At 73.1% G+C, this 25,094-nt stretch carries 23 protein-coding genes; 7 read left to right on the forward strand and 16 right to left on the reverse strand.

Annotated elements, in window-relative coordinates; all coding sequences use genetic code 11:
* Positions 1-429: 429 nt before the first annotated feature.
* Positions 430-1,698 carry a tyrosine--tRNA ligase gene (gene tyrS, locus ACIQI7_RS18780; protein WP_401111697.1) on the reverse strand — a complete coding sequence of 423 codons (1,269 nt, stop codon included), beginning with the start codon at positions 1,696-1,698 and terminating at the stop codon, positions 430-432.
* A 292-nt stretch (positions 1,699-1,990) separates the two neighbouring features.
* Here tyrS and ACIQI7_RS18785 point away from each other — a divergent pair, with 292 nt between their 5' ends.
* Positions 1,991-2,521 carry an HNH endonuclease gene (locus ACIQI7_RS18785; RefSeq protein ID WP_401111092.1) on the forward strand — a complete coding sequence of 177 codons (531 nt, stop codon included), beginning with the start codon at positions 1,991-1,993 and terminating at the stop codon, positions 2,519-2,521.
* A 136-nt stretch (positions 2,522-2,657) separates the two neighbouring features.
* On the opposite strand, the gene ACIQI7_RS18790 is transcribed toward ACIQI7_RS18785, so the two are convergent.
* From ACIQI7_RS18790 to ACIQI7_RS18820, 7 genes are all read right to left on the reverse strand, one after another.
* On the reverse strand, positions 2,658-4,706 hold the full coding sequence (locus tag ACIQI7_RS18790) for a PQQ-binding-like beta-propeller repeat protein (RefSeq protein WP_401111095.1): 2,049 nt from the start codon (positions 4,704-4,706) through the stop codon (positions 2,658-2,660).
* A 119-nt stretch (positions 4,707-4,825) separates the two neighbouring features.
* Positions 4,826-5,131, reverse strand: a complete 306-nt coding sequence (locus ACIQI7_RS18795) for a 4a-hydroxytetrahydrobiopterin dehydratase (RefSeq protein ID WP_401111098.1) — start codon at positions 5,129-5,131, stop codon at positions 4,826-4,828.
* A 64-nt stretch (positions 5,132-5,195) separates the two neighbouring features.
* Complete coding sequence (locus tag ACIQI7_RS18800; RefSeq protein WP_401111101.1) at positions 5,196-5,375, reverse strand: DUF1272 domain-containing protein; 180 nt, start codon at positions 5,373-5,375, stop codon at positions 5,196-5,198.
* A gap of 46 nt (positions 5,376-5,421) precedes the next feature.
* Entirely contained in the window at positions 5,422-6,180 is a 759-nt protein-coding gene (locus ACIQI7_RS18805; protein WP_401111103.1) for a sulfite exporter TauE/SafE family protein, read from the reverse strand.
* A gap of 182 nt (positions 6,181-6,362) precedes the next feature.
* Positions 6,363-7,412: an SPFH domain-containing protein gene (locus ACIQI7_RS18810; protein WP_387758518.1), complete on the reverse strand. Its 1,050-nt coding sequence runs from the start codon at positions 7,410-7,412 to the stop codon at positions 6,363-6,365.
* A 10-nt stretch (positions 7,413-7,422) separates the two neighbouring features.
* Complete coding sequence (locus ACIQI7_RS18815; protein ID WP_387758517.1) at positions 7,423-7,845, reverse strand: NfeD family protein; 423 nt, start codon at positions 7,843-7,845, stop codon at positions 7,423-7,425.
* Between the two features lie 120 nt (positions 7,846-7,965).
* A complete protein-coding gene (locus ACIQI7_RS18820; protein WP_097235722.1) occupies positions 7,966-8,757 on the reverse strand; it encodes an ABC transporter ATP-binding protein in 792 nt (263 codons plus the stop codon).
* A 149-nt stretch (positions 8,758-8,906) separates the two neighbouring features.
* Between ACIQI7_RS18820 and ACIQI7_RS18825 the strand changes: the two genes are divergently transcribed.
* Positions 8,907-9,710 (forward strand): hypothetical protein, encoded by an 804-nt coding sequence (locus ACIQI7_RS18825; protein WP_401111109.1) that lies wholly within the window; start codon positions 8,907-8,909, stop codon positions 9,708-9,710.
* Positions 9,711-9,744: 34 nt separating this feature from the next.
* On the opposite strand, the gene ACIQI7_RS18830 is transcribed toward ACIQI7_RS18825, so the two are convergent.
* The 3 genes from ACIQI7_RS18830 to ACIQI7_RS18840 form a co-directional block, all read right to left on the reverse strand.
* On the reverse strand, positions 9,745-10,401 hold the full coding sequence (locus ACIQI7_RS18830; RefSeq protein ID WP_387758514.1) for a response regulator: 657 nt from the start codon (positions 10,399-10,401) through the stop codon (positions 9,745-9,747).
* Positions 10,394-11,491, reverse strand: coding sequence for a GAF domain-containing sensor histidine kinase (locus ACIQI7_RS18835; RefSeq protein ID WP_401111700.1), 1,098 nt, complete (start codon positions 11,489-11,491; stop codon positions 10,394-10,396). The genes ACIQI7_RS18830 and ACIQI7_RS18835 overlap by 8 nt, the downstream gene beginning before the upstream one ends.
* A 335-nt stretch (positions 11,492-11,826) precedes the next feature.
* A complete protein-coding gene (locus tag ACIQI7_RS18840) occupies positions 11,827-14,421 on the reverse strand; it encodes an FHA domain-containing protein (RefSeq protein ID WP_401111113.1) in 2,595 nt (864 codons plus the stop codon).
* 222 nt (positions 14,422-14,643) lie between these two features.
* On the opposite strand from ACIQI7_RS18840, the gene serB reads away from it, so the two are divergent.
* Positions 14,644-15,900: a phosphoserine phosphatase SerB gene (gene serB, locus ACIQI7_RS18845; protein ID WP_387758510.1), complete on the forward strand. Its 1,257-nt coding sequence runs from the start codon at positions 14,644-14,646 to the stop codon at positions 15,898-15,900.
* Between the two features lie 107 nt (positions 15,901-16,007).
* On the opposite strand, the gene ACIQI7_RS18850 is transcribed toward serB, so the two are convergent.
* The 3 genes from ACIQI7_RS18850 to ACIQI7_RS18860 form a co-directional block, all read right to left on the reverse strand.
* Positions 16,008-16,535, reverse strand: a complete 528-nt coding sequence (locus ACIQI7_RS18850) for a SixA phosphatase family protein (RefSeq protein WP_387758509.1) — start codon at positions 16,533-16,535, stop codon at positions 16,008-16,010.
* A gap of 124 nt (positions 16,536-16,659) precedes the next feature.
* Positions 16,660-16,782, reverse strand: coding sequence for an SGM_5486 family transporter-associated protein (locus ACIQI7_RS18855; RefSeq protein WP_387758507.1), 123 nt, complete (start codon positions 16,780-16,782; stop codon positions 16,660-16,662).
* Between the two features lie 46 nt (positions 16,783-16,828).
* Entirely contained in the window at positions 16,829-18,127 is a 1,299-nt protein-coding gene (locus ACIQI7_RS18860) for a CynX/NimT family MFS transporter (protein ID WP_401111703.1), read from the reverse strand.
* 136 nt (positions 18,128-18,263) lie between these two features.
* Between ACIQI7_RS18860 and ACIQI7_RS18865 the strand changes: the two genes are divergently transcribed.
* Positions 18,264-18,938 carry a FadR/GntR family transcriptional regulator gene (locus ACIQI7_RS18865; protein WP_401111119.1) on the forward strand — a complete coding sequence of 225 codons (675 nt, stop codon included), beginning with the start codon at positions 18,264-18,266 and terminating at the stop codon, positions 18,936-18,938.
* Between the two features lie 79 nt (positions 18,939-19,017).
* Here the strand turns inward: ACIQI7_RS18865 and fabI are convergent, their stop codons facing one another.
* Both fabI and fabG read right to left on the reverse strand, forming a co-directional pair.
* Positions 19,018-19,785, reverse strand: a complete 768-nt coding sequence (gene fabI, locus ACIQI7_RS18870; RefSeq protein WP_401111121.1) for an enoyl-ACP reductase FabI — start codon at positions 19,783-19,785, stop codon at positions 19,018-19,020.
* A gap of 2 nt (positions 19,786-19,787) precedes the next feature.
* Complete coding sequence (fabG, locus tag ACIQI7_RS18875) at positions 19,788-20,507, reverse strand: 3-oxoacyl-[acyl-carrier-protein] reductase (RefSeq protein WP_401111124.1); 720 nt, start codon at positions 20,505-20,507, stop codon at positions 19,788-19,790.
* Positions 20,508-20,819: 312 nt separating this feature from the next.
* Here fabG and ACIQI7_RS18880 point away from each other — a divergent pair, with 312 nt between their 5' ends.
* From ACIQI7_RS18880 to ACIQI7_RS18890, 3 genes are all read left to right on the forward strand, one after another.
* Positions 20,820-21,965: an MBL fold metallo-hydrolase gene (locus tag ACIQI7_RS18880; RefSeq protein WP_401111127.1), complete on the forward strand. Its 1,146-nt coding sequence runs from the start codon at positions 20,820-20,822 to the stop codon at positions 21,963-21,965.
* Between the two features lie 177 nt (positions 21,966-22,142).
* Positions 22,143-23,696: a TldD/PmbA family protein gene (locus ACIQI7_RS18885; protein WP_401111705.1), complete on the forward strand. Its 1,554-nt coding sequence runs from the start codon at positions 22,143-22,145 to the stop codon at positions 23,694-23,696.
* Positions 23,696-25,093 carry a metallopeptidase TldD-related protein gene (locus tag ACIQI7_RS18890; protein ID WP_401111129.1) on the forward strand — a complete coding sequence of 466 codons (1,398 nt, stop codon included), beginning with the start codon at positions 23,696-23,698 and terminating at the stop codon, positions 25,091-25,093. Before ACIQI7_RS18885 ends, ACIQI7_RS18890 begins: the two co-directional genes overlap by 1 nt.
* The last annotated feature ends 1 nt before the right edge of the window (position 25,094 follow it).

Consider the following 25,094-nt stretch of genomic DNA (forward strand, 5'->3'; position numbering starts at 1 on the left):
TTTGGCACGCTGTTGAGTTCTCAAGGAACGGACGCTTCCTTCGAGCCGCCTTCCAGCAGGCCCTCCGGGCTTCGTTCTTCCGTGTTTCCAGCTTATCAGATGTTTTCCGCTCCGTTTTCCGGAGTTTCATTCATCCGATTTCCCGAACTGGCCGGGGCCACTTTCGCGACGTCCACCACTTTAGCTCATTCCGAGTGTCACTCGAAATTCACACTCGCCCTGGTTGACGGGAACGCCAAGGAGCCCATTTTCATGGGGACCGGGGTGAGGGTGGGTCGAGCTGAGTGGATGGCCGCTCCAGCGACTTTCAACACTAGGCCATCGGGGCGACACCGTCAAACCCCGAGGGCCGGATCTGTCCAGATCCGGCCCTCGGGGCTCAAAGCCACAGCTCAGAGCGGGTGCGTTCTCAGCCAAGCGCGCCAAGCGTCAGCCGGCGGCGACCAGCTCCGCCGCCGCCAGGTTCCGCTTGCCGCGCCGCAGCACGAGCCAGCGGCCGTGCAGCAGGTCGGCCTCGGACGGCACTGCCTCCTCGTCCGTCACCTTGGCGTTGTTGAGGTAGGCGCCGCCTTCCTTGATCGTCCGACGGGCGGCCGAGCGGCTCGGCGACAGGCCGACGGCGACCAGCAGGTCGACCACCGTCTGGAGCTCGGTCACCTCGGCCTTCGGGACCTCGGCCAGGGCGGCGGCCAGGGTCGGGGCCTCCAGGTCGGCGAGGTCGCCCTGACCGAACAGCGCCTTGGACGCGGCGACCGCGCGCTCGTACTGCTCCGCGCCGTGCACCAGCGTGGTGAGCTCCTCGGCTAGGGCCCGCTGGGCGAGGCGGGCGGCGGGGCGCTCGGTGGTCTCGCGCTCCAGCTCCTCGATCTCCTCCTTCGAGCGGAAGCTGAAGATCCGCAGGAAGTTGGGGACGTCCCGGTCGTCCGCGTTCAGCCAGAACTGGTAGAAGGCGTACGGGGTGGTCAGCTCGGGGTCGAGCCAGACCGTGCCGGACTCGGTCTTGCCGAACTTCGTGCCGTCGGCCTTGACGATCAGCGGCGTGGCCAGCGCGTGGACGGACTTGCCGTCGGCCTTGCGGATCAGGTCCGTGCCGGCGGTGAGGTTGCCCCACTGGTCGCTGCCGCCGGTCTGCAGCGTGCAGCCGTAGCGGCGGTTCAGCTCCAGGTAGTCCATGCCCTGCAGGATCTGGTAGCTGAACTCGGTGTAGCTGATGCCCGCGTCGGAGTTGAGCCGTCGGGCGACGGCCTCCTTGGCGATCATGTTGTTGACCCGGAAGTACTTGCCCACGTCACGCAGCAGGCTGATCGCCGACATGCCGGACGTCCAGTCCAGGTTGTTGACCATGCGCGCCGCGTACGGGCCGTCGAAGTCCAGGAAGCGCGAGATCTGGCCGCGCAGCCGCTCGACCCAGCCGGCCACCGTCTCGGGGTCGTTGAGCACGCGCTCGGCGGTGGGCTTCGGGTCGCCGATCAGGCCCGTGGCGCCGCCGACCAGGCCGAGCGGGAGGTTCCCCGCCTGCTGGATGCGGCGCATGGTGAGGATCTGCACCAGGTTGCCGAGGTGCAGGCTGGGGGCCGTCGGGTCGAAGCCGCAATAGAACGTGACCGGGCCGTCCGCGAACGCCTTGCGCAGTGCGTCCTCGTCGGTGGACAGGGCGATCAGCCCACGCCACCGCAGCTCGTCGACGATGTCCGTCACGGTCACGCTTCTCCTTCGATCGGGCGTCCGCCCAGTGCTGGCCCGGTTCGGTCGGGCCCCGGGTCGGTACGACTCCAGCCTGATAGAGCCTACGCGGTCCCGGCCGGCGAGTTTCCCCCGAGGCGCCCCACCGGTCGGGCGGCGTCCGTTCCCCGGCCCCTCCCCGATACCGGAAATTCCGTTGTTCGACGGCTGCGGGCCCATTCAGAGTGGTTCCACCGCCGTGCGGCGGCAGTGACGTGTGTGGAGACGGTCGTGCCGCCGTGGCACGCCCGCGGGAAGGGTGTGCCGAGTGCGCAACACGCTGGTTCTGAACGCGAGCTACGAGCCCCTGACGACGGTGTCGCTCCAGCGCGCCGTCGTCCTGGTGCTCCAGGACAAGGCGGTGGTGGAGCAGGCGCATCCGCTGCGCTCGATCCGGGGGACGGACGTGGCCGTCCCGGTGCCACGGGTGATCAGACTGCAACGGTACGTACGGGTGCCGTTCCGACAACGGGCTCCGTGGTCGCGGCGGGGTGTCCTGGCCCGGGACCAGCACCTCTGCGCCTACTGCGGACGGCGGGCCACCACGGTGGACCACCTCCAGCCCAGGTCGCGCGGTGGTGCGGACAGCTGGATCAACACCGTCGCCGCGTGCGCGGAGGACAACCAGCGCAAGGCGGACCGCACGCCGGAGCAGGCCGGGATGAAGCTGCTGCGCCGCCCGTTCGAGCCGACGCCGCAGGCCAGCCTGATGCTGGCGCTCGGTCTGCGCAGCTCGGAGGTCCGCGACCTCGCCGACTGGCTGCCGGTCGTACCGGGCCGGCCCGTCTCGGCGGCCTGAGCGCACATCCGACGACACCCGGCGACGGACGGCGGCCGAAGGCAACGGACGGCGGCCGAAGGCAACGGACGGCGACTGAAGGCGGCCGGCAACGGAGGTGACGGCGGCGGGCGTGGAGCAGGCAGGGCGGAAGGCGTCAGTCCTTCGCCTGGTACCCCGCCGCCGTGCCGTAGTTGGTCGAGTGCTCCGGCACCACGACCACCTGCCCGCCGCCGATCAGCACCCGTCCGGAGATCAGCAGCGAGCCGGTGCCGGAGGGGAAGTTGCCGCCGGTGGCCTCCTGGCCGCCCGCCAGCGGGAACCGGCTGAGGCGGGCGGGCTGGTCGCGGCGTTCGTCGGCGGCGAGCACCAGCGACCCGCCGTCGATGCCGACGGCCCGGACGGCGCCCTTGGCGGCGGTCGGCACCTTCCAGCGCTGCTTGCCGGTGTCCAGGTCGTAGCCGACCGCGGCCACCTGCCCGCCGCCGTTCGGCGGAGCCAGGGTGGTGACCATCGTGCGGCCCTCGAAGTACACGCCGGGAGTGGCCGAAAACGTACCGTGGGCGACGTCCAGTCGGCCGCCGTCGACGGCCACCGGGATCTCGGCGGCCGGGTCGCCGGCGGTGCCCCAGGCGAACACCCGGTCGTTCTCCGGCTTCTCGCCGGTGGTGAGGACCACGGCCGGCTCGGCGGACAGCACGGTCACCGTCTTCGGCTGGTTGTTCAGGCCCCGCCACCAACTGACCTTGCCGTCGGCGGTGTTCAGCGCGACGGCCTGGTCCGCGGGGGTCGAGTCGGCGCAGGAGGAGGCGACCAGCACGGTCTTGCCGCTGACCCCGCCGGACAGTGTGCAGAACTTGCCCTGGCCGGTGTACTGCCAGACGTCCTTCCCGTCGGCCGACTCCCAGGCCAGCACCCGGTCGTCGCCGACCGCGATCACCTTGTCCTCGGTGACGCCGACCCGGGCCGAGTAGGCGCCCTTGGCGTCCGAGAGGGCCTTGGTCCAGGCGGTCCTGCCGGTCTTGGTGTCCACGGCGACCACCAGCGTGCAGGGGCTCTTCGGATCGGCCTGCGGACGGAACAGCGCCGCGCCCAGGCCCGCCTGGTTCACCCCCGCCGACAGCCCGCACGGGACGGCCCCGGCGGCCGGCGGCTCCACCGACCAGGCGAGCTTGCCGCCCGCCCGGTCGTACGCGTGCACCCCGGAGCCGTCGGCCCGGACCACCGCGTCGGCCAGCGGCCAGCTGCCGATCAGCGTGTCGTCGCCCCCGGCCGGACCGGCCGGACCGGCCGCGGCGGGCTGCGCGGCCCACGCCCGGGTGTGTGCCACCGCGAAGCCCGGCTCACCGCCGCTGCTCGCCGCCGCGCTGCCGCCGCCCTCGGTGCCGACCATCAGCCCGGCCACCGCCAGCACGCCCAGCGCGGCCACTCCTGCGCCGGTCCGCACCAGCAGGGTCTTGCGACTGGGCACGTGATCGCCGGTCAGCACAGCGCCGGCGGCCTTCCGGGCCCTGGCGGACAGTGCGGAGCCGGAGCCCGCGGCGCTGCCGGAACCGCCGCCGGCGCCCCGGCGTGCGGCGGCCCGCGACGGCGCGACGCGCTCGGCCGTCACGCCGGGGGCCTGCGGAGGGGTCTCGGCGCGATCCTCGGGGACGGGCGCGGGCGCCGGCTCGGCCTCCTCGATGTGCACGTAGCCGTCCGCCGAGTACTCCGCCCCCGCCGGGACGTACAGCCCGTCAGCGGTGGGCTGCTGCGCGGCGGCGTACGGCGCGTACGGCTGGTGCTGCAGCGGATGGTCCTGGTACGGCGGATACGGCTGGTACTGCTCCTGCTCGCCGTACTGGCCCTGGACGTAGCCGCCCTCGACCTGGCCGGTCCGGCCGTGCCCGCCCTGGTCGTAACCGGCGTGCCCGTAGCCGCTCTGCCCGTACCCGCCCTGGTCGTACCCGCTCTGGCCGTACCCGCCGTGGTCGTAACCGGAGTGCCCGTAGCCGACCTGGTCGCTCTGGCCGGCCTGCGGCTGCTGCCCGTGCTCCGCCGGGCCGTGACCCGGTTGCGGCTGCGACTGCGACTGCCACGGCAACGGCTGCTCCGGCACCTGCTGCTGCTCGGCGTACCCGCCGTACCCGTCGTTCGGCCAGTCCGCGTGGCCCTGGGGCGGCCACGGCTGTCGGGGGTGGGCGTCTCCGAAGGGCTCCTGCGCCATCCGTTCCGTCCCTCCGAGCCGCCTGCCTGCCGATGCGGCAGTCAGCATCTCACGCCCGGCCGGGGACGCGGCCCGGGCCCTCGGTCGTCCGGGGCCCCGCTTTCCGGCCGTACGGTCGGTCAGCCGGCCGACTCGGCGCGCAGGGCCTCGTCGATCCGGGCGGCGAGGGTGAGGTCCAGACCGGTGAGGCCGCCGGCGCTGTGGGTGGACAGCACGAAGCGCAGGGTGCGCCAGCGGATGTCGATGTCGGGGTGGTGGTCGAGCGCCTCGGCCTGCTCGGCGACGGCACCGACCACCCGGATCGCGGCCGGGAAGTCCGGGGCGTCGGCGGTCCGGACGATGCTGTCGCCCTCCCGCTCCCACTGCGGCAGCGCCGCCAGGGCCGCCGTGATCTCGTCCTCGCTCAGCCGTGCCCTGCTGCTCATCGCCGCGCTCCTGGTGGGTCGTCGGTCCGGGGTACCGGGCCCCCGGGTGGTCCGGGGTCCGGTGTCAGGCGGCCTTCCGGCGCGGACGGACCGCCAGCTCGCCGCCGCAGTTGGGACAGGCGCCGGCCATGGCCTCGGTGCAGTCCGGGCAGAAGGTGCACTCGTAGGAACATATCGAGGCGCCGCCGTCCGCGGTCAGCGACACCTCGCAGCGCTCGCAGCTCTCACGCATCTCCAGGGCCATGGCGTACTCCTCCGATGTGCAGACGGTCAGACGGTCTGACGTTCGTTCAGCTCAGCAACAGCTTGGTGACGGCCACCAGGCCGACCACCACGATGACACCGCGCAGCGCGGTCGGCGGGAGCCGGCGGCCGACCTTGGCGCCGAGCAGGCCGCCGACCAACGAGCCCGCCGCGATCAGCCCGGCGGCCGCCCAGTTCACGGTCGAGGTGAAGAGGAAGAAGAGCGCGGCGACCGCGTTGACGATCATCGCCAGGGCGTTCTTCACCGCGTTGATCCGCTGGAGGTCCTCCTGGAGCAGCATGCCCATCAGCGCCATCAGCAGCACGCCCTGCGCGGCACCGAAGTAGCCGCCGTAGATGCCGGTCAGGAACACACCGACCAGCAGCACCGGGCCGCCGTCCGGATCGCCGTCGGGGCGGCGGCGCGCCGCGACGGCCTTGGCCACCCGGGGCTGGACCACCACCAGGACGAGCGCGAGCAGGATCAGCGCCGGGACGATCGCGTCGAAGGCCCCGCTCGGCAGCTTGACCAGCAGCAGCGCGCCGAGCAGCCCGCCGAGCAGCGAGGCGGTGCCCATCCGCAGCACGCGGCGGCCCTGGTCGGCCAGTTCACGGCGGTACCCGATCACGCCGCTGAGCGAGCCGGGGACCAGGCCGAAGGCGTTGGAGACGTTGGCGGTGACCGGGGGGATGCCGACGGCGAGCAGGACCGGGAAGGTGATCAGGGTGCCGGAACCGACGATCACGTTGATCATCCCGGCGCCGACGCCCGCCACCAGGACGGCGATCGACTCCCAGAGCGTCATGGGTCGGCTCTCCTCTCGGTCCTGTCCGGGGGATCATGCCGGACGGCCGTACGGCCCGACCAGACCCTCCCACGATTCGGGACGCACGCCACAGCGCCCGGTCCGCCCGGGCCGGCGCCGCGACAGGCGGAGGGCCCGCCGCCTCCCGGCGACGGGCCCTCCGCGGAGCACGGTCCGACCCGTCACTCCGGGTCGATCTTCGGGTACTCCCGCGCCGGGTCCACCCGGGGGCGGGCGGCGCCCTTCTCGGTGTCCACCGGCCGCGGGCCGGACGCCGGGTCCAGCGGCACCTGGGTGGCCGCCGGGGCCGTCTGCGGGACGCTGGGCGCCGCGACCGCGCCGCCGTTCACGCCGCCGTTGCCGGTCAGGCCGGTGAAGGCGCCGCCGAGGCCCTTGAGCGCGTCGCCGACCTCGCTGGGGATGATCCACAGCTTGTTGGAGTCGCCCTTGGCCAGCTCGGGCAGGGTCTGGAGGTACTGGTAGGCGAGCAGCTTCTGGTCGGCGTCGCCGTCGTGGATGGCCTCGAAGACCGTCCGGATCGCGGCCGCCTCACCGTCCGCGCGCAGCACCGCGGCCTGCGCCTCACCCTCGGCCTTGAGCACCTCGGCCTGCTTCTCGCCCTCGGCCTTGAGGATCTGGGCCTGGCGCTGGCCTTCGGCGGTGAGGATCGCGGCACGCTTGTCGCGGTCGGCGCGCATCTGCTTCTCCATCGAGTCCTGGATGGAGGTCGGCGGCTCGATCGCCTTCAGCTCGACCCGGTTGACCCGGATGCCCCACTTGCCGGTGGCCTCGTCCAGGACGCCGCGCAGGCCGGCGTTGATGACCTCGCGCGAGGTCAGGGTGGACTCCAGGTCCATCGAGCCGATGATGTTGCGCAGGGTGGTGACGGTGAGCTGCTCGATCGCCTGGATGTAGCTGGCGACCTCGTAGGTCGCGGCGCGGGGGTCGGTCACCTGGTAGTAGATGACGGTGTCGATGTTGACGACCAGGTTGTCCTGGGTGATCACTGGCTGGGGCGGGAACGGCACGACCTGCTCGCGCAGGTCGATCCGGTTGCGGACCCGGTCGATGAACGGGACGACGATGTTCAGCCCCGCGTTGAGCGTCCGGGTGTAGCGGCCGAAGCGCTCCACGATCGCGGCGCTGGCCTGCGGGATGACCTGGATCGTCTTGATCAGCGCGATGAAGGCCACCACGACCAGGACGACCAAAACGATAAGGACGGGTTCCACGGACTCTCCCCTAGACGACCAGGGCGGTCGCGCCCTGGATTTCGACGACGTCGACCTGCTGCCCGGGCTGGTACACCTGGCCCGGGTGGAGCGCACGGGCCGACCAGATCTCGCCGTTCAGCTTGATCCGCCCGCCCTCCCCGTCGACGGTTTCCGCGACGACCGCGGTGGCGCCCTGGAGCGCCTCGATGCCCATCTTGACCTGCGGGCCCCGCTGGAGCTGCCGGTAGGCGATCGGGCGGACGAAGGCCACCAGGGCGACCGAGACGAGGACGAAGGTCACGGTCTCCAGGACCACTCCCCCGCCCAGTGCGGCCACGCCGGAGGCGGCCAGCGCCCCGACCGCGAACATGGCGAACTCCGGCATCGCGGTCAGCACCAGCGGTATGCCGAGCCCTGCGGCGGCAAGGAGCCACCAGATCCAGCTGTCCACACGTCCATCCTAGGGAGCGAAGGCCTTCGAGGCGGACAGTTCCCGCAGGTCGAGGGGCGGAAACCGGTCGCGCGTGCGACCGGTTCCCGACGGCCTTCCGGATGGCGGACGGACGGGGCGTCAGCCCAGCGGCAGACCCTGGGCCGACCAGCGGTCTCCGTGCCGCTCCAGGGTCAGCGGCAGGCCGAAGCACTTGGAGAGGTTGCGGGCGGTCAGCTCGGTGTCGATCGGGCCGGCCGTGAGCACCTTCCCCTGACGGATCATCAGGACGTGGGTGAAGCCGGGCGCGATCTCCTCGACGTGGTGGGTGACCATCGCCATCGCCGGGGCGAACTCGTCCTGGGCGAGCGCGCCGAGCCGGCGGACCAGGTCCTCGCGGCCGCCGAGGTCCAGGCCGGCGGCCGGCTCGTCGAGCAGCAGCAGCTCGGGGTCGGTCATCAGGGCGCGGGCGATCAGGGTGCGCTTGCGCTCGCCCTCGGAGAGGGTGCCGAACTTGCGGTCGGTGAGGCCGGCCATGCCGAGGCGGTCCAGCAGGGCGAGGGCCCGGCCCTCGTCCGACTGCTCGTAGGTCTCCTGCCAGCTGACCGTCATGCCGTACGCGGCGGTGAGGACGGTCTGGAGCACGGTCTGCTCGGCCGGCAGCTTGTCGAACATCGCGGCACCGGCCAGGCCGATCCGGGAGCGCAGCTCGAAGACGTCGATCTCGCCGAGCTTCTCGCCCAGCACCGTGACCTTGCCCGAGGTCGGGAACAGGTACGAGGAGGCGATCTGCAACAGCGTGGTCTTGCCGGCGCCGTTCGGGCCCAGAATGACCCAGCGCTCGCCCTCGGAGATGGACCACGAGACCTGGTCGACCAGCGCGCGCCCCTCCCGGACCACGGATACGTCCACCAGCTCCAGCACGTCGCTCATGCCTATGCCTTCCCCAAAAACAAGATTCTCGGCCGTCGGTGCGGGCGGCGAGCCTACTCCGGCGGCCGGTGGGCACGGGGTGGGTGCGCCGCACACGCATGGGCAAACCTACGCCACGCGGATGACCGCCGATTCCGTAGGCTGGCCGGATGCTCGTGACACCTGCCGACAATCCGTACGAAGAGCCCCGTTCGGGGCGGCTCACCGCATGGGGCAACGCCCTGCTGGCGGGCCTGGTGCCGCCGGACGACGCCGCCGCGGCCGTCCTGGGCTCGGACGAGGTCCACCGGGTGACCGGGCTGCCCGGTGACGGGCCCGGCGAGCGGCACGGACTGACCTGGGCGCTGGGGCGGCTGCGGGTGCTCGGTGTACGGGGCCTGCGGCTCGCGCTGCCCTCGGCCGGGCACCCGATCGGGCTGACCGGTCCGAAGGCCTTCAACGAGCGGGCCATGGACGCGGGCGAGGCCGTCCTGGCCGTGGGCGCGCCGCTCGGGCTGGTGCCGGAGGTGGACGTGTACGGCCCGGCCGGCGACCGCTCGGCCACCGTGCTGTGGCGCTGTTCCGAGGTCGACGACGCCCCTCCGGCGGACGTTCCCTCGCTGCACGAGGCCGAGCGGGAGCTGGCGGACGTGCTGCGGGAGGCGACCGTGCTGCTCACCCGCCTCGACGTGGCCGGTGCCGGGCCCGAGGCCCTGCGCGCGCTGGACGCCTACCGCCGCCGCGGCCACGGCGAGCTGCTCGCCCCCGGCTACCCGCCCCGGGCCGTCCGGGTCCTGGAGTCGGCCCGTCAGGTGTCCGCGCTGCTGGCCATCGCGTCCGGCGGGCACGGCGCCGCCGTCAGCGCCTCGGAGATGGCGGCCCGCCAGTCCGTCCTGGCCCCGCTGCGGCGCACCGCCCGGCGCGCCCAGGTGGCCGCCTACAACGCCCTCGTCGACGAGCGGGACGACCGCTGAGGCGTGCCGGGTCCCGGCGCCGCCGTCGCGCGCGCTACCCCTCCCGGGTCGCGCCGTGGCGGACGGCCCAGAGTGCCGCCTGGGTGCGGTCGGCCAGGTCCAGCTTCATGAGGATGTTGGACACGTGGGTCTTCACCGTCTTCTCCGAGAGGTGCAGGCTGCGGGCGATCTCCCGGTTGGAGCGGCCGTCGGCGATGTGGCCGAGCACCTCGCGCTCGCGCTCGGTGAGCGTGCCGCCGCGGCCCTGCGGCGCGCGCGGGCCGTCGTCGGAGAGCAGCGCCTCGGCCAGTTCGGGCTGGAGCAGGACGTGGCCGGCGTGCACCGAACGGATCGCCCCGGCCAGCGCCTCCGGGTCCACGTCCTTGTAGACGTACCCGGCCGCTCCGGCCCGCAGCGCGGGGACCATCGTGCGGTGCTCGGTGAAGCTGGTGACGATCAGGATCCGGGCCCGGCTGCCCTCCCCCTTGAGCGTGCGCAGCGCCTCGATGCCGTCGACGCCGGGCATCTTGAGGTCCATCAGGACGACATCGGGGTCGAGTTCGCGGGCCCGTTCGATGCCCTCCGCCCCGTCGGCGGCCTCGCCGACCACCTCGATGTCGTCCTGGACCTCCAGGAAGGTGCGCAGTCCGCGCCGGACCACCTGGTGGTCGTCGACCAGCAGGACGCGGATCGACGGTGTGCTCTCAGGCACCGGGGACCTCCATCTCGACGAGCGTCCCCCGGCCGGGGGCCGACTCCAGGGTGAGCGTGCCGCCGACGGCGGCCGCGCGGTCGCGCATCGAGGCCAGGCCGAGGTGGCGGCCGGCCCGGCGGACGGACTCCGGGTCGAAGCCGCGCCCGTCGTCGTGCACCCGCAGCAGCGCGCCGCGGGCCGGTGTCCCGGCCAGCGTGACGGTGACCCGGCGGGCGCCGGAGTGGCGCAGCGCGTTGTGCAGCGCCTCCTGGGCGACTCTCAGCAGCGCGGCCTCCTGGGCGGGCGGCAGCGCCCGGACGCCGTCGGCGGCGAAGGCGACGTCGGCGGTGTGCGCCCGGTCGAGGACCTGCACCTGGGAGGCGAGGGTGGCGCTGAGCCCGTCCTCCTCCAGGGCGGCGGGCCGCAGTTCCACGACGACGGCGCGCAGTTCGTCGGCCGCCTCGGCGGCCAGCCGGGCGACCTCGGCGAGCTCGGCGCGGGCCCGGGCCGGGTCGCGGTCGACGAGCTTGGCGGCCGCCTTGGCCGTGAGCCGGAGCGAGAAGAGCTTCTGTGAGACGGCGTCATGGAGGTCGTGGGCGATCCGGGCGCGCTCGCCGGCCAGGGTGAGTTCGCGGCTGCGCTCGTACAGCCGGGCGTTGGACAGGGCGAGGGCGGCGTGCGCTGCGAGGATCCGCAGCAGTTCCTCGTCGTGGTCGGTGAAGAGGCCGCCGCCGCGCTTGTTGGCGAGGAAGATGACGCCCATCACCTGCGGCTCGTCCTCGGCCGCGTCGGTGTCCAGGATCGGCATGCCCAGGAAGGCGTCCATGTCGGGGTGGGCCGCGGGCCACCCCTCGAAGGCGGGTGCCTTGCGGACGTCGACGAGCCGGGTGGGGCCGGTCTCGTGCAGCATCGCGCCGAGCACGCCGTGCTGCCGGGGCAGCGGGCCGATGGCCCGCCACTGCTCGTCGGTGACGCCGTCGACGACGAACTGGGCGAAGCCCCCGTGGTCGTCGGGCACGCCGAGGGCCGCGTACTCGGCGCCGAGCAGGCCGCGGGCGGAGGCGGTGATGCGGCGCAGCACCTCCCGGACCTCGAGGTGCCGGCTCATGGCGAGCAGGGCCTGGCTGACGGCCTCGATGCCGGACAGGCACGGTTCGCAGGCGGGCAGCGGGCCGTGGTGGGCCCGGTGGTCTCCGGTGGTGCTGGGCATACCGCCAAACTACCGCCGCCGTGACGGGCGCCGCGTCCGTCCCCGGCCGCCCCGGGCCCGGGTCCGGGGACCTAGGCCGCAGGGCCCGCCCCGGGGCCGCCGAGCACCGCCCGGGGCGCCCGGGACCGCCCTCGACCGCCCGGGTCGCGACGCGACCGCCGGGAACGCCGGGAACGCCCGAGGGGCGGCCCCCGGTGGGAGGGCCGCCCCTCGGGCGGACGTCGGAGAAGGGGTCAGCCCTTCTGCATGACCTCGGGCTCGTGCCGGCGCTGGAGCCGGGTCACGATGACGCCGATGACGACGGAGATGACGATCAGCACGCCGGCGTCGATCGCCCACTGGGCGACGCTGTGCTCCCACAGCGGGTCGTAGTTGGGGTTCTGGAAGTCCTTGTTCCAGGGGCCCATGAGCACGGAGAGGTCGAGCGTGGTGGACACGATGCCGGTGCCCCAGCGGGCCGGCATCAGCCAGGCGACCTGCTCCAGTCCGGGCTTGCTGAAGATCTGGAAGAGGCAGCCGGTGAAGACGACCTGGACGATGGCGAACATGACCAGCAGCGGCATGGTCTTCTCGGCGGTCTTCACCAGCGCGGAGATCATCAGGCCGAACATCATCGCGGCGAAGCTCAGCAGGATCATGCCGAGGGTCATCTCGATGACCGGAAGGTTCTTGACGATCAGGCCGGTCTCGGGGAGCTTGCGCGGCAGGAAGCCGACGGCGGAGATGATGGCGCCCTGGATCACGCTGAAGAAGCCCAGCACGATGATCTTGGACATCATGTACGCCGAGCGGGAGAGCCCGGTGGCTCGTTCTCGCTCGTAGATCGCCCGTTCCTTGATCAACTCGCGGACCGAGTTGGCCGCTCCGGAGAAGCAGGCGCCGATCGCCAGGATCAGCATGATCGTCGCGGCGCCGCTGTTGAGGTGGAGCTGCGTCTTGGGGTTGGGCGCGAGTCCCGGTTCGTTGGGGATCAGCACGCTGACCGCGCCGATGACCGCCGGCAGCAGCACCGACAGGGCCAGGAAGCCGCGGTCCGAGGCGAGCACCGACATGTAGCGGCGCATCAGCGTCCACAGCTGCGAGCCCCAGCTCTGCGGCTTGGGCGGGCGGATCGCCTCCTGGGCGACCTGGACGTGCTTCGCCTCGCCCGACTCCACGTCGGGGGCGGAGTACTGCTGGTAGTGCACCGAGCCGCGGTAGCGGCCGGCCCAGTCGTGGTCCGGGTAGTTCTCGAAGGCCTGGAAGACGTCCGCCCAGGTCTCGTACCCGAAGAAGTGCAGCGCCTCGTCCGGCGGGCCGAAGTACGCCACCGAGCCGCCCGGAGCCATCACCAGCAGCCGGTCGCAGAGCGCGAGTTCGGCCACCGAGTGGGTGACGACCAGGATGGTGCGGCCGTCGTCGGCGAGGCCGCGCAGCATCTGCATGACCTCGCGGTCCATGCCCGGGTCGAGGCCCGAGGTGGGCTCGTCCAGGAAGATCAGCGACGGCTTGGTGAGCAGCTCCAGGGCGACCGAGACGCGCTTCTGCTGGCCGCCGGAGAGCGCGGTGATCTTGTTGTCGGCGCGCTTGTCCAGGCGCAGCTCGTACAGCACCTCGTCGATCCGGGCCTCGCGCTCGCGCGCCTCGGTGTCGCCGGGGAAGCGCAGCCGGGCCGCGTACTTGAGGCCGGTGCGGACGGTGAGCTCCTTGTGCAGGATCTCCGACTGGGGCACCAGGCCGATGCGCGAGCGCAGTTCGGCGAACTGCTTGTAGAGGTTGCGGCCGTCGTACAGGACGTCGCCGCGGTCGGCCGGGCGGTAGCCGGTGAGGGCGCGCAGCAGCGTCGACTTGCCGGAGCCGGACGGGCCGATGACCGCGACCAGGGACTTCTCCGGGACGCCGAAGCTGACGTCGTTGAGCAGGATCTTCTTGGCGCCCTTGTGCTCGACCTCGACGGTCAGGTGGCGGGCGGAGAAGGAGACCGCGCCGGTGTCGACGAACTCCTGCAGCTGGTCGCCGACCAGGACGAAGCCGGAGTGGCCGACGGTCAGGCGGTCCTGCGGCCCCATCAGCTGGCGCTGGACGCGCTGGCCGTTGAGGAAGATGCCGTTGTGGCTGCCGAGGTCGACGATCTCGTAGCGGCCGTCCGGGAGCTGGCGCAGCTCGGCGTGGTGGCGGGAGACCTGGAGGTCGGACACCACGATGTCGTTGTCGAGCGCACGGCCGATCCGGACGGTGCGCATCGCCGACGTCAGGTTGCGGATGACGGTCGGCTGGGGACCGCCGCCGTGCTGCGGCGCGGCCGGGAAGCCCTGCTGCTCCGGGAAGCCGCCGTGCTGGGGCTGCTGCGGGGCCGGCTGGGCCTGCGGCGGCGCGTACTGCTGCTGCGGGAACGGCGGCTGCGCCTGCGGGTGGCCCGGCCAGGCCTGCTGCGGCTGCTGGTACGGGTCGTGCTGCGGCCAGCCCTGCTGCGGGGCGGGCTGGTGGGGTGCGGGCACCGGGCCGCGGCTGGTGGCGGCCTCGTGCATCGGGGCGGCCTGCGGAGCCGCGGCGTGCGCGGGTGCGGAGAAGCCGAGCCGGGGGCCGTTCTCCGGGTTGCCCAGGTTGACCACGGCACCGGGGAACAGCTGGGCCTGCATGGTGCGGGCGCCGGCCACGTACGTCCCGTTGGTGCTGCCGTGGTCGTCCAGCTGCCACCCGCTGCCGTTGAAGCTCATGGTCCCGTGGTGCCAGGACACCCGTGCGTCGTCGAACGGGAAGTCCGACTGCGGGTTGCGCCCGATGGTGTAGGACCGCCCGGGCTCCAGAGTCCGCTGCTGTCCGTTGATCTCAATGACGAGTTGCGGCACTGCGCGCCTGCCCCGCTCTCTCGGTTCCCCCGAATTGTGGCCCCCGGCCGGGGTGCGATGTTCCTGTGACTGACGGGGGGAATCATTCCAGCCCGTCGACCGCCGATGAAAGTCGGCCCGGGTGACTGTGACCAGGCTGCGACCGAGCCCCGGCCGGTGCCGTCCCGCGAGGTGGGACGGGTGCCCCCGGGCCGTCGGGCGCCCGGTAGCGTGGGAGCCACCATGAACGCATCGCCCCTGGCCGCTGAGCCCCTCCCCGCCGCCCAGCACCGGACCGCGGACGAGCGCACCCTGCTCGTCAAGGTGTTCGGCAAGGACCGCCCCGGCATCACCGCCGGCCTCTTCGCGACGCTGGCCGGCTTCGGCGTCGACGTCATCGACATCGAGCAGGTCGTCACCCGTGGCCGCATCACGCTGTGCGCCCTGATCACCCCGCCGCCCTCGCCCGGCGCCGAGGGCGGGCTGCGGGCCACCGTCCACCGCTGGGCCGACGAGCAGAAGCTCCAGGCCGAGATCCTCTCCGGCATCGGTGACAACCGGCCGCGCCGCGAGGGCCGTTCGCACGTCACGGTGCTCGGCAACCCGCTGACCGCCGCCGCCGTCTCCGCGCTCACCTCCCGGATCACCGCCTCGGGCGGCAACATCGACCGGGTCTTCCGGCTCGCCAAGTACCCGGTGACGGCGGTCGAGCTGGCCGTCTCCGGTGTGGCCACGGACGAGCTGCGGGCCGCGCTGGCCCAGGAGGCGGCCACCCAGCGGGTGGACGTCGCGGTGGTCGCCGCCGGGCTGGAGCGCCGGGCCAAGCGCCTGGTGGTCATGGACGTCGACTCGACGCTCATCCAGGACGAGGTGATCGAGCTGTTCGCCGCCCACGCGGGCTGCGAGGAGGAGGTCGCCGAGGTGACGGCGGCGGCGATGCGCGGCGAGCTGGACTTCGCCGAGTCGCTGCGGGCCCGGGTGGCGCTGCTGGCGGGGCTGGACGCCTCGGTGACCGAGAAGGTCCGCGCCGAGGTCCGCTTCACGCCGGGCGCGCGCACCCTGATCCGTACGCTCCAGCGCCTCGGCTACCAGGTCGCGGTGGTGTCCGGCGGTTTCACCCAGGTCACCGACCACCTGGTGGAGCAGCTGGGCCTGGACTTCGCGGCGGCGAACACCCTGGAGGTGGTGGACGGCCGGTTCACCGGCCGGGTGGTCGGCGAGATCGTGGACCGGGCGGGCAAGGCCCGCTGGCTGGCCCGCTTCGCCGAGCAGGCGAAGGTGCCGCTGGAGCAGACGGTGGCGATCGGCGACGGCGCCAACGACCTGGACATGCTGAACGCGGCCGGTCTCGGCGTGGCGTTCAACGCCAAGCCGGTGGTGCGGGAGGCCGCCGACACGGCGGTGAACGTGCCCTTCCTGGACACCGTGCTGTACCTGCTGGGCATCACCCGCGAGGAGGTCGAGGCGGCCGACGCGCTGCACGGCACCCCGACCGAGTAGACGGCCCGGCCCCGGCCGGTGGCGTGGGCCCCGCGCCGCACGGGCCGCGGACGCGCCCGAGGGGCGCGCGGATCAGCTCCGCGCGCCCCTCGGGTCCGTTCCGGGGATCACTCCTGCGGCGTGTGGTACGAGACCAGTTCGGCCGCGCCCGGCTCGACGCCCTTCCAGGAGCCGCGGAAGCTGAGCACCGCGATCGCCGCCGTCGGGAAGCCGCCGAGCCGCAGCCGCTCCAGCGCGTCCGGGTCGCCCGCGTCCCCGGCCAGCACCTGGGTCAGCCCCAGCACCCCCGGATTGTGGCCCACCAGCACCACGTCGGAGTACTCCTCGGGGGTCTCCTGGAGCACCGCGATGATCTCGCCGGGGCTGGCCTCGTAGACCCGCTCCTCGTAGACGGTCTTCTGCGGCCGGTGCGGCAGCTCGTGGACCGCCAGCTTCCAGGTCTCGCGGGTGCGCAGCGCGGTGGAGCAGACCACGTAGTCGGGGTTGATGCCGGAGTCGACCAGCCAGCGGCCGGCGTCCGGGGCCTGGTGGCGGCCCCGGTCGGCCAGCGGCCGGTCGTGGTCGTCCACGCCGTCCGGCCAGTCGGCCTTGGCATGGCGGAGAACGATGATCCTGCGGGGCGTGTCGGCGCTCATACCCAGCAAGCTTGGCAGAAAAGCGGCCCGGTGGCGCGACGCTCCCGGATGCCGCCACTCCGAGGGACGAGGAGTGTCGCCACCGCCCCGTTCACCTGGGCGCCGGGCGGCGTACGGGCGTCCGTCAGTCCAGGTTGGGGGCGATGGTGGCGATGATCGCCACCAGCACCACGATGGCGGCGATGGCGAGGGCGATGCGGCCGAGCTGCTTGCGGCCGTCGGTGGGGTTGGGATCGAGAACGGGCATGTCCGGAATTCTCCCACCCCGAACACGCCCGCCGTCCGCCGGGGCGTCACGCCGCGGCGCGCTCCGCCGGGTGCACCGCCTCGTCCTCGATGTGCCGGGCGCGCGCCGCCCGCAGGCCGAACAGCATCTGCGGCACCAGCAGCAGCGCCAGGAAGCCCAGCGGCAGGTACCACTCGCCGGTGACGTCGTAGAGCCGTCCGATCAGGATCGGGCCGGGGATGGAGATCAGGTAGCCGACGCCCTGGGCGAAGGCGGACAGCTGCGCGACGCCGCCGGCCGTCCGGGCGCGCAGGCCGATCATCGTCAGCACCAGCGGGAAGGCGCAGTTGGACAGGCCCACCAGGGACGCCCAGAGCCAGGACCCGCCGGCGGGGGCGAGTGCCAGCCCGGTGTACCCGGCGATCCCGCAGGCGGCCAGCACGACCACGAACAGCCGCTGGTCGCCGCGCCGGGCGGCCAGGTTGGGCAGCACGAAGGAGACCGGCACGCCGATCACCATGGTGACCGCGAGCAGCACCCCGGAGGTGCCCTTGTCGATGCCGGCGTCCTGGAAGATCTTCGGCAGCCAGCCCATCACCACGTACGCGCCGGTGGCCTGGAAGCCGAAGAAGCAGGCCAGTGCCCAGGCGGTGCGGCTGCGGGTGATCGGCAGCCTGACCGGCACGGCGGCGCCGCCCGACCGCTCGCCGCGCTCGCGCCTGGCGATCAGCACGGGCAGCCAGAGCACCAGGGCGAGGGCGCCGAGGGCGGCCCAGACGCCGAGGCCGTAGCGCCAGTCGCCGCCGAGCGCGCTGGTCAGCGGCACGGTGACGGCGGCGGCCAGCGCGGTGCCGGCGGACAGCGCCATGGAGTACAGGCCGATCATCGGACCGACCTTCTCCGGGAAGTAGCGCTTGATCACGACCGGCAGCAGCACGTTAGAGACCGCGACGCCGGCCAGCGCGAGCGCGGTGAGCAGCAGGAACACGGCCGTGCCGCCGGCGAAGGAGCGGGCCAGCACGCCCGCGGTGATCGCGCCCATCCCGGCCGTGACGACCGCGATCGGGCCGATCCGGCGGGCGGCGGCCGGTGCGGCGAAGCCGAACAGCGCGAAGCACAGCGACGGGACGGCGGTGAGCAGCCCGGCGAGCGTCGGGTTCATCCCGAGGTCGTCGCGGACCTGGTCGAGCAGCGGCCCGAGGCTGGTGACCACGGGGCGCAGGTTGAAGGCGGCGGCGGCGATCGCGACGGCGAACAGCCAGCCCAGGTACTTGGCGGAGCCGGAGGCGGCGGGCTGCTCCGCGCGCGGCGGCCGGCCCTCCGTCCGGGCGGAAGCGGTGGTCTCTGCTACGGACATGGAGAGCATCATAGAATGATGGGATGAATTGATGCACCTCGGAATTGGCATGATGTGCCGACCGTTCATCCTCCGGCCATCTCCCACCCGGACCGGCCGCCTCCCACCCAGGCCCCACCCGAGCCGTAGTCGCAAGGAGTCCCCCGTGGCGCTGTCCTCGCCGAGGCGCACCCCGCTGTCCGACCAGGTGATCGCCCAGCTGCGCGCCCAGATCACCTCCGGGGAGTGGCCGGTCGGTTCGCGCATCCCCACCGAGGCCGCCCTGGTCGAGCAGCTGGGCGTCGCCCGCAACACCGTCCGCGAGGCCGTCCGCGCCCTCGCCCACAACGGCCTGCTCGACATCAGACAGGGCTCCGGCACCTACGTGCTGGCCACCAGCGAGCTCGCCGGGGTGATGCACCGCCGCTTCGCCGACGCCGACCAGGGACAGGTCGCCGAGCTGCGGGCGGCGCTGGAGACCTCGGCGGCGGGCCTCGCCGCCCACCGCCGCACCGCCCGCGACCTGGAGCTGCTGGACGGCGCGCTGGCCCGCCGGGAGGCCGCCTGGCACTCCGGCGACGCCGAGGACTTCGTCCAGGCCGACGCCGCCTTCCACCAGGCCGTGGTGGCCGCCTCCCACAACGACGTCCTGCTCGCCGTCTACGCCGACCTCGGTGAGGTCACCCGCCAGCACCTGCGGCACGACGTCGGCCCCGAGCTGATCGCCGAACGCTACATCGGCCACCACACCATCCTGGAGGCCATCCGGGCCGGCGACGCCCAGCGCGCCTCGGTCGAGGCCGGCCGCGCCATCGGCGCCTGCGCCACCGCCGAGGCCTGACCGCCCCCGCGCGAACGCGGAACGCCGCTGCCCGGCACCCCCGAGGAGGGGTGCCGGGCAGCGGCGTACGGGCGGAGCGTCAGGCGCCGATGGCGTGCAGACCGCCGTCGACGTGGATGATCTCGCCGGTGGTCTTCGGGAACCAGTCCGACAGCAGCGCGACGATGCCGCGGCCGGCCGGCTCCGGGTCGCTCAGGTCCCACTTCAGCGGGGAGCGGTGGTTCCAGGTGTCGGCCAGGTCGCCGAAGCCCGGGATGGACTTGGCGGCCATCGAGCCGATCGGCCCGGCCGAAATCAGGTTGCAGCGGATGTCCCGCTCGCCCAGGTAGCGCGCCAGGTAACGGTTGGTCGACTCCAGGGCGGCCTTGGCCGGGCCCATCCAGTCGTACTGCGGCCAGGCGAACTGCGCGTCGAAGGTCAGGCCGACCACCGAACCGCCGTCCTGCATCAGCGGCAGCAGCGCCGTGGTCAGCGACTTCAGGGAGTACGCCGAGACGTGCATGGCGGTGGCCACGGACTCCCACGGGGTGTCCAGGAAGCTGCCGCCCAGCGCGTCCTGCGGGGCGAAGCCGATCGAGTGGACGATGCCGTCCAGGGTCGGCAGGTGCTCACGGACCTGGTCGGCGATGCCGGCCAGCTGCTCCGGGTCGGAGACGTCCAGCTCCAGCACCTTGACCGGGTGCGGCAGCTTCCTGGCGATCCGCTCGGTCAGGCTCGGGCGCGGGAAGGCGGTGAGGATGATCTCCGCACCCTGCTCCTGCGCGAGCCTGGCGGTGTGGAAGGCGATGGAGGACTCCATCAGCACACCGGTGATCAGGATCCGCTTGCCTTCGAGGATTCCGCTCATGATCAGTGACCCATGCCCAATCCGCCGTCGACGGGAATGACGGCTCCAGTGATGTACGCGGCCTCGTCCGACCCGAGGAACCGCACGGTGGAGGCGACCTCGGCGGGCGCCGCGTAGCGGCCCAGCGGCACGCCCGAGACGATCTCCGCGCGGCGCTCGTCACTGAGCACGGCGGTCATGTCGGTGTCGACGAAGCCGGGGGCGACCACGTTGACGGTGATGTTGCGCGGGCCGAGCTCGCGCGCCAGCGACCGGGCGAAGCCGACCAGGCCGGCCTTGGAGGCGGCGTAGTTGGCCTGGCCCGGGGAGCCGGACAGGCCCACCACGGACGAGATCAGCACGACGCGGCCCTTCCGGGCGCGCATCATCAGCTTCGAGGCGCGCTTGACCACCCGGAAGGTGCCGGTCAGGTTGGTGTCCACGACGGAGGTGAAGTCCTCCTCCGTCATGCGCAGCAGCAGGGTGTCGTTGGTGATGCCCGCGTTGGCGACCAGCACCTCGACCGCACCGTGCTTCTGCTCGATCTCGGTGAAGGCGGCGTCGACCTGCGCGGCGTCCGTGATGTCGCAGCGGACCGCGAGGACGTCGTACTTGGCCAGCGCCTCGGGCACCTCGCCCGAGCGGCTGGTGATGGCCACCTTGTCGCCCGCTTCGGCGAAGGCCTGGGCGATCGCGAGGCCGATGCCCCGGTTTCCTCCGGTGACGAGAACCGAGCGGCTCAACGATCCACCTCTCTCCGTGTGTGAGCGCGTACGCCGGAACGCGTACGCAGTGTGACGCTATCGGGCGGTCGGCGGCGGCGGCGCATCGGGCTCCCACAGCGCCTTACCGGCGGATCTGTCGCAATCCGACAATCCGCGGCCGCCCGAGCCGCCCCGGCCGCGGACGCCGCCCAGGCCCGGGCGCTGCCCGGATCGGGGCGACTGTACGGGAACCACACGGACGGGCGCACCCGTTGCCCCCGTGGTGCGGGCCGGCCCGGGACCTGCCGTACCGATCCCCTACCGTCCCGGCGAGCGACGAAGGCAGAACGGATGACCAAGGCACGGTCCGGGAGCACACCCCGGCGCGGACGACTGCTGGCCCTCACCGCCCTGGCGGCCGGCCTGGGCGCGGCCGCGTGGTCGTTGCGCGACCTGCCCGCGGCGTTCGGGCGGCGGCCGGACGGCGAGCGAGAGGAGCGGGTGCGCAACTCCCCGCAGTACCGCGACGGCGTCTTCCACAACGCGCCCTCCACGCTCGCCCGCGCCGCGGGGGCGCCCGGCTTCGACGGCGCCACCGCCCGCCGGATGCTGTTCGAGCGGGCCGGGCGCGTCCCCGCCCACCCGGTGCCGACCGTCCGCCCCGCCACCCCGCCCGGGCCGGCCGCCGAGGGCGTGGAGGTCACCTGGTACGGGCACGCCTCGGTGCTGGTGGAGGTCGAGGGCTTCCGGGTGCTGCTCGATCCGATCTGGAGCGACCGCTGCTCCCCCGCCGCGCACGTCGGCCCCAAGCGGCTGCACCCGGTGCCGGTGGAGCTGGAGGAGCTGCCGCAGGTCGACGCGGTGCTGATCTCGCACGACCACTACGACCACCTGGACATGGCGACGGTCAAGCGCCTGGTGCGCAGCCAGTCCGCGCCGTTCGCGGTGCCGCTCGGCATCGGCGCCCACCTGCGCCGCTGGGGCGTCCCCGAGCACCGGATCATCGAACTGGACTGGGACGAGACCTGCACCCTGGGCGGCCTGGTGCTCACCCTCACCGCGGCGCACCACTTCTCCGGCCGGGGGCTGACCCGCAACACCACCCTGTGGGGCTCCTGGGTGGTCGCCGGCCCGAACCGCAGGGTCTTCTACACCGGCGACTCCGGCTACTTCGAGGGCTACGCCCGGATCGGCGAGCAGCACGGCCCGTTCGACGCCGCGCTGGTCCAGATCGGCGCCTACGACGCGGCCTGGGCGGACATCCACATGACCCCCGAGGACGCCGTCCTCGCCCACCGGGACCTGACCGCCGGCCTGCTGGTGCCCGTCCACTGGTGCACCTTCAACCTGGGCCTGCACCCCTGGGCCGAGCCGATCGAGCGGCTGGTCAAGGCCGCCAAGGACCAGGCCGTCCCGCTGGCGGTGCCGCGCCCCGGCGAGCGGGTCGACGTCGACAACCCGCCGGAGCTGGACGGCTGGTGGGAGGCCGTCGGCTGACGGCCCGCGCCGGCCCCCGGCGGGGCGGGCCCGGCGGTCGGCCGTCCTGGCCGGAACCGCGGCGCACCGGTCGAAATGCGCTGGCCGGAAACCCGGTGGACGGGAAATGATGCGGTGCGGGCGCCCCTGTGGCGCCGCACCGCCACCCTCCGTGACCTGGGAGCCCGCTTGCCTCCGATCCCTCCGGCCGATCGCTCCGGCGCGCCGAACGGGCGCGCCGTCGACCCGCTGTTCCTCGCCCTGCCGCTGCGCCCCCTCGCCGACGCGGCCCTCACCCGGGCCCGCGAACTGGGCGTGAGCCACGCCGACTTCCGCCTGGAGCGGATCCGCAGCGCCTCCTGGCGGCTGCGCGACGCGCGTCCGGCCGGCACCTCCGACAGCGTGCGGCTCGGTTTCGCCGTCCGGGTGGTGCTGGACGGCGCCTGGGGCTTCGCCGCCGGCGTCGACCTCACCCCCGAGGCGGCCGCCCGGGTCGCCGAGCAGGCCGTCGCGGTGGCCCGCCTCTCCGGCGGGATCGGCCGGGCGGCCGGCTCCACCGAGCGGGTCGAGCTGGCCGACGAGCCGGTGTACCGGGACGTCACCTGGGTCTCCTCGTACGAGGTCAACCCCTTCGACGTGCCGGACGCCGAGAAGACCGCGCTGCTCGCCGAGCGCAGCGCCCGGCTGCTGGCCGCCGAGGGCGTCTCGCACGTCCAGGCGGCGCTGCGGACCGTCCAGGAGAACAAGTTCTACGCGGACACCGCCGGCACGGTGACCACCCAGCAGCGGATCCGGGTGCACTCCGACCTGGAGGCCACCTCGGTCGACGAGCGCACCGGCGCCTTCGACTCGATGCAGACCCTGGCCCCGCCGGTCGGCCGCGGCTACGAGTACGTCACCGGCACCGGCTGGGACTGGGACGCCGAACTCGCCGAACTGCCCGTCCTGCTGGCCGAGAAGATGCGGGCGCCGAGCGTCGAGGCGGGCCGCTACGACCTGGTCCTCGACCCGACCAACCTCTGGCTGACCATCCACGAGTCGGTCGGCCACGCCACCGAGCTGGACCGCGCGCTCGGCTACGAGGCCGCCTACGCCGGCACCTCCTTCGCCACCTTCGACCAGCTCGGCTCGCTCAGGTACGGCTCCGAGCTGATGCACGTCACCGGTGACCGCACCGCCGAGCACGGCCTGTCCACCATCGGCTACGACGACGAGGGCGTGGCCACCCAGTCCTGGGACCTGGTCCGCGACGGCGTCCTGGTCGGCTACCAGCTCGACCGCAGGATCGCCGGGTTGAAGGGCTTCGAGCGCTCCAACGGCTGCGCCTTCGCCGACTCCCCCGCGCACGTCCCGGTGCAGCGGATGGCCAACGTCTCGCTCCAGCCGGCCGCCGACGGCCCGGACACCGCGGGCCTGGTCGCCCAGGTCGAGAACGGCCTCTACATCGTCGGCGACCGTTCGTGGTCGATCGACCAGCAGAGGTACAACTTCCAGTTCACCGGGCAGCGCGCCTACGCCATCAAGGACGGCGAACTCGCCGGCCAGGTCCGGGACTTCGCCTACCAGGCGACCACCACCGACTTCTGGGGCTCGATGGCGGCGGTCGGCGGCCCGCAGACCTACCTCCTGGGCGGCGCCTTCAACTGCGGCAAGGCCCAGCCCGGCCAGATCGCGGCGGTCAGCCACGGCTGCCCGTCGGCGCTGTTCCGCAACGTCAACGTGCTCAACACCCAGCAGGAGGCGGGTCACTGATGACCGCGAAGCAGCCCCACGAACTCGTCGAGCTGGCTCTCGGCCTCTCCCGCGCCGACGGCTGCGTGGTGATCGCCGACGAGGAGTCCACCGCCAACCTGCGCTGGGCCGGCAACGCGCTGACCACCAACGGCGTCACCCGCGGCCGCCGCCTCACCGTGATCGCCACCGTGGCCGGCGCCGAGGGCACCGCCTCCGGTGTGGTCTCCCGCGAGGCCGTCACCGCGGAGGAGGTGGAAGACCTGGTGCGGGCCGCCGAGGAGGCCGCCCGCGCGGCCGGACCGGCCGAGGACGCCCAGCCGCTGATCGCGGGCCGGCCCGCCTCGCCGGACTTCACCGAACCGCCCGCGGTGACCTCCATCGAGGTCTTCGACGCCTTCGGCCCGGCCCTCGGCGAGGCCTTCGCCCGGGCCGCCGCCCAGGGCGAACTGCTGTACGGCTTCGCCCGGCACGAGATGACCTCCAGCTACCTCGGCAGCTCCACCGGCCTGCGGCTGCGCCACGACCAGCCCACCGGCATGGTCGAGATCAATGCCAAGACCGCCGACCTGTCCGGCTCGGCCTGGGTGGGCGCCGCCACCCGGGACTTCGCCGACGTCGACGTCACCGCCCTGCACACCGAGCTGACCAGGCGGCTCGGCTGGGGCGCCCGCAAGGTGGAACTGCCGGCCGGGCGCTACGAGGCGCTGCTGCCGCCCTCGGCCGTCGCCGACCTGCTGATCGTCCTCAACTGGTCCTCCGGCGGCCGGGACGCCCAGGAGGGCCGGACGGTCTTCGCCAAGCCCGGCGGCGGCACCCGGATCGGCGAGAAGCTCAGCCCCCTGCCGCTGACGCTGCGCTCCGACCCGCACGAGCCCGGCCTGGAGGCCGCGCCGTTCGTGCTCACCCACTCCACCGGCGGGGACTTCTCGGTCTTCGACAACGGCCAGCCGATCGCCGCCACCGAGTGGATCCGCGACGGCGTGCTGAACGACCTGATCACCAGCCGCCACGCGGCCGCCCTCACCGGCCTGCCGCTGCGCCCGGCGATCGACAACCTCGTGCTGGAGACGGCCGACCAGGAGTCCGCGCCGACCCTGGACGAGATGATCGCCCGCACCGAGCGCGGCCTGCTGCTCACCTGCCTCTGGTACATCCGCGAGGTGGACCCGGCGACGCTGCTGCTCACCGGCCTCACCCGGGACGGCGTCTACCTGGTGGAGAACGGCGAGGTCGTCGGCGAGGTCAACAACTTCCGGTTCAACGAGTCCCCGGTGGACCTGCTGAACCGGATCACCGAGGTGGGCCGCACCGAGCGCTGCCTGCCCCGCGAATGGAGTGACGACGTCACCCGCACCGCGATGCCGCCCGTGCGAGTCACGGACTTCAACATGAGTTCGGTCAGCCAGGCCTCCTAGC

Origin of the sequence: Kitasatospora sp. NPDC092039 (genome assembly GCF_044756065.1) — a bacterium.
Classification (GTDB): Bacteria; Actinomycetota; Actinomycetes; order Streptomycetales; family Streptomycetaceae; genus Kitasatospora.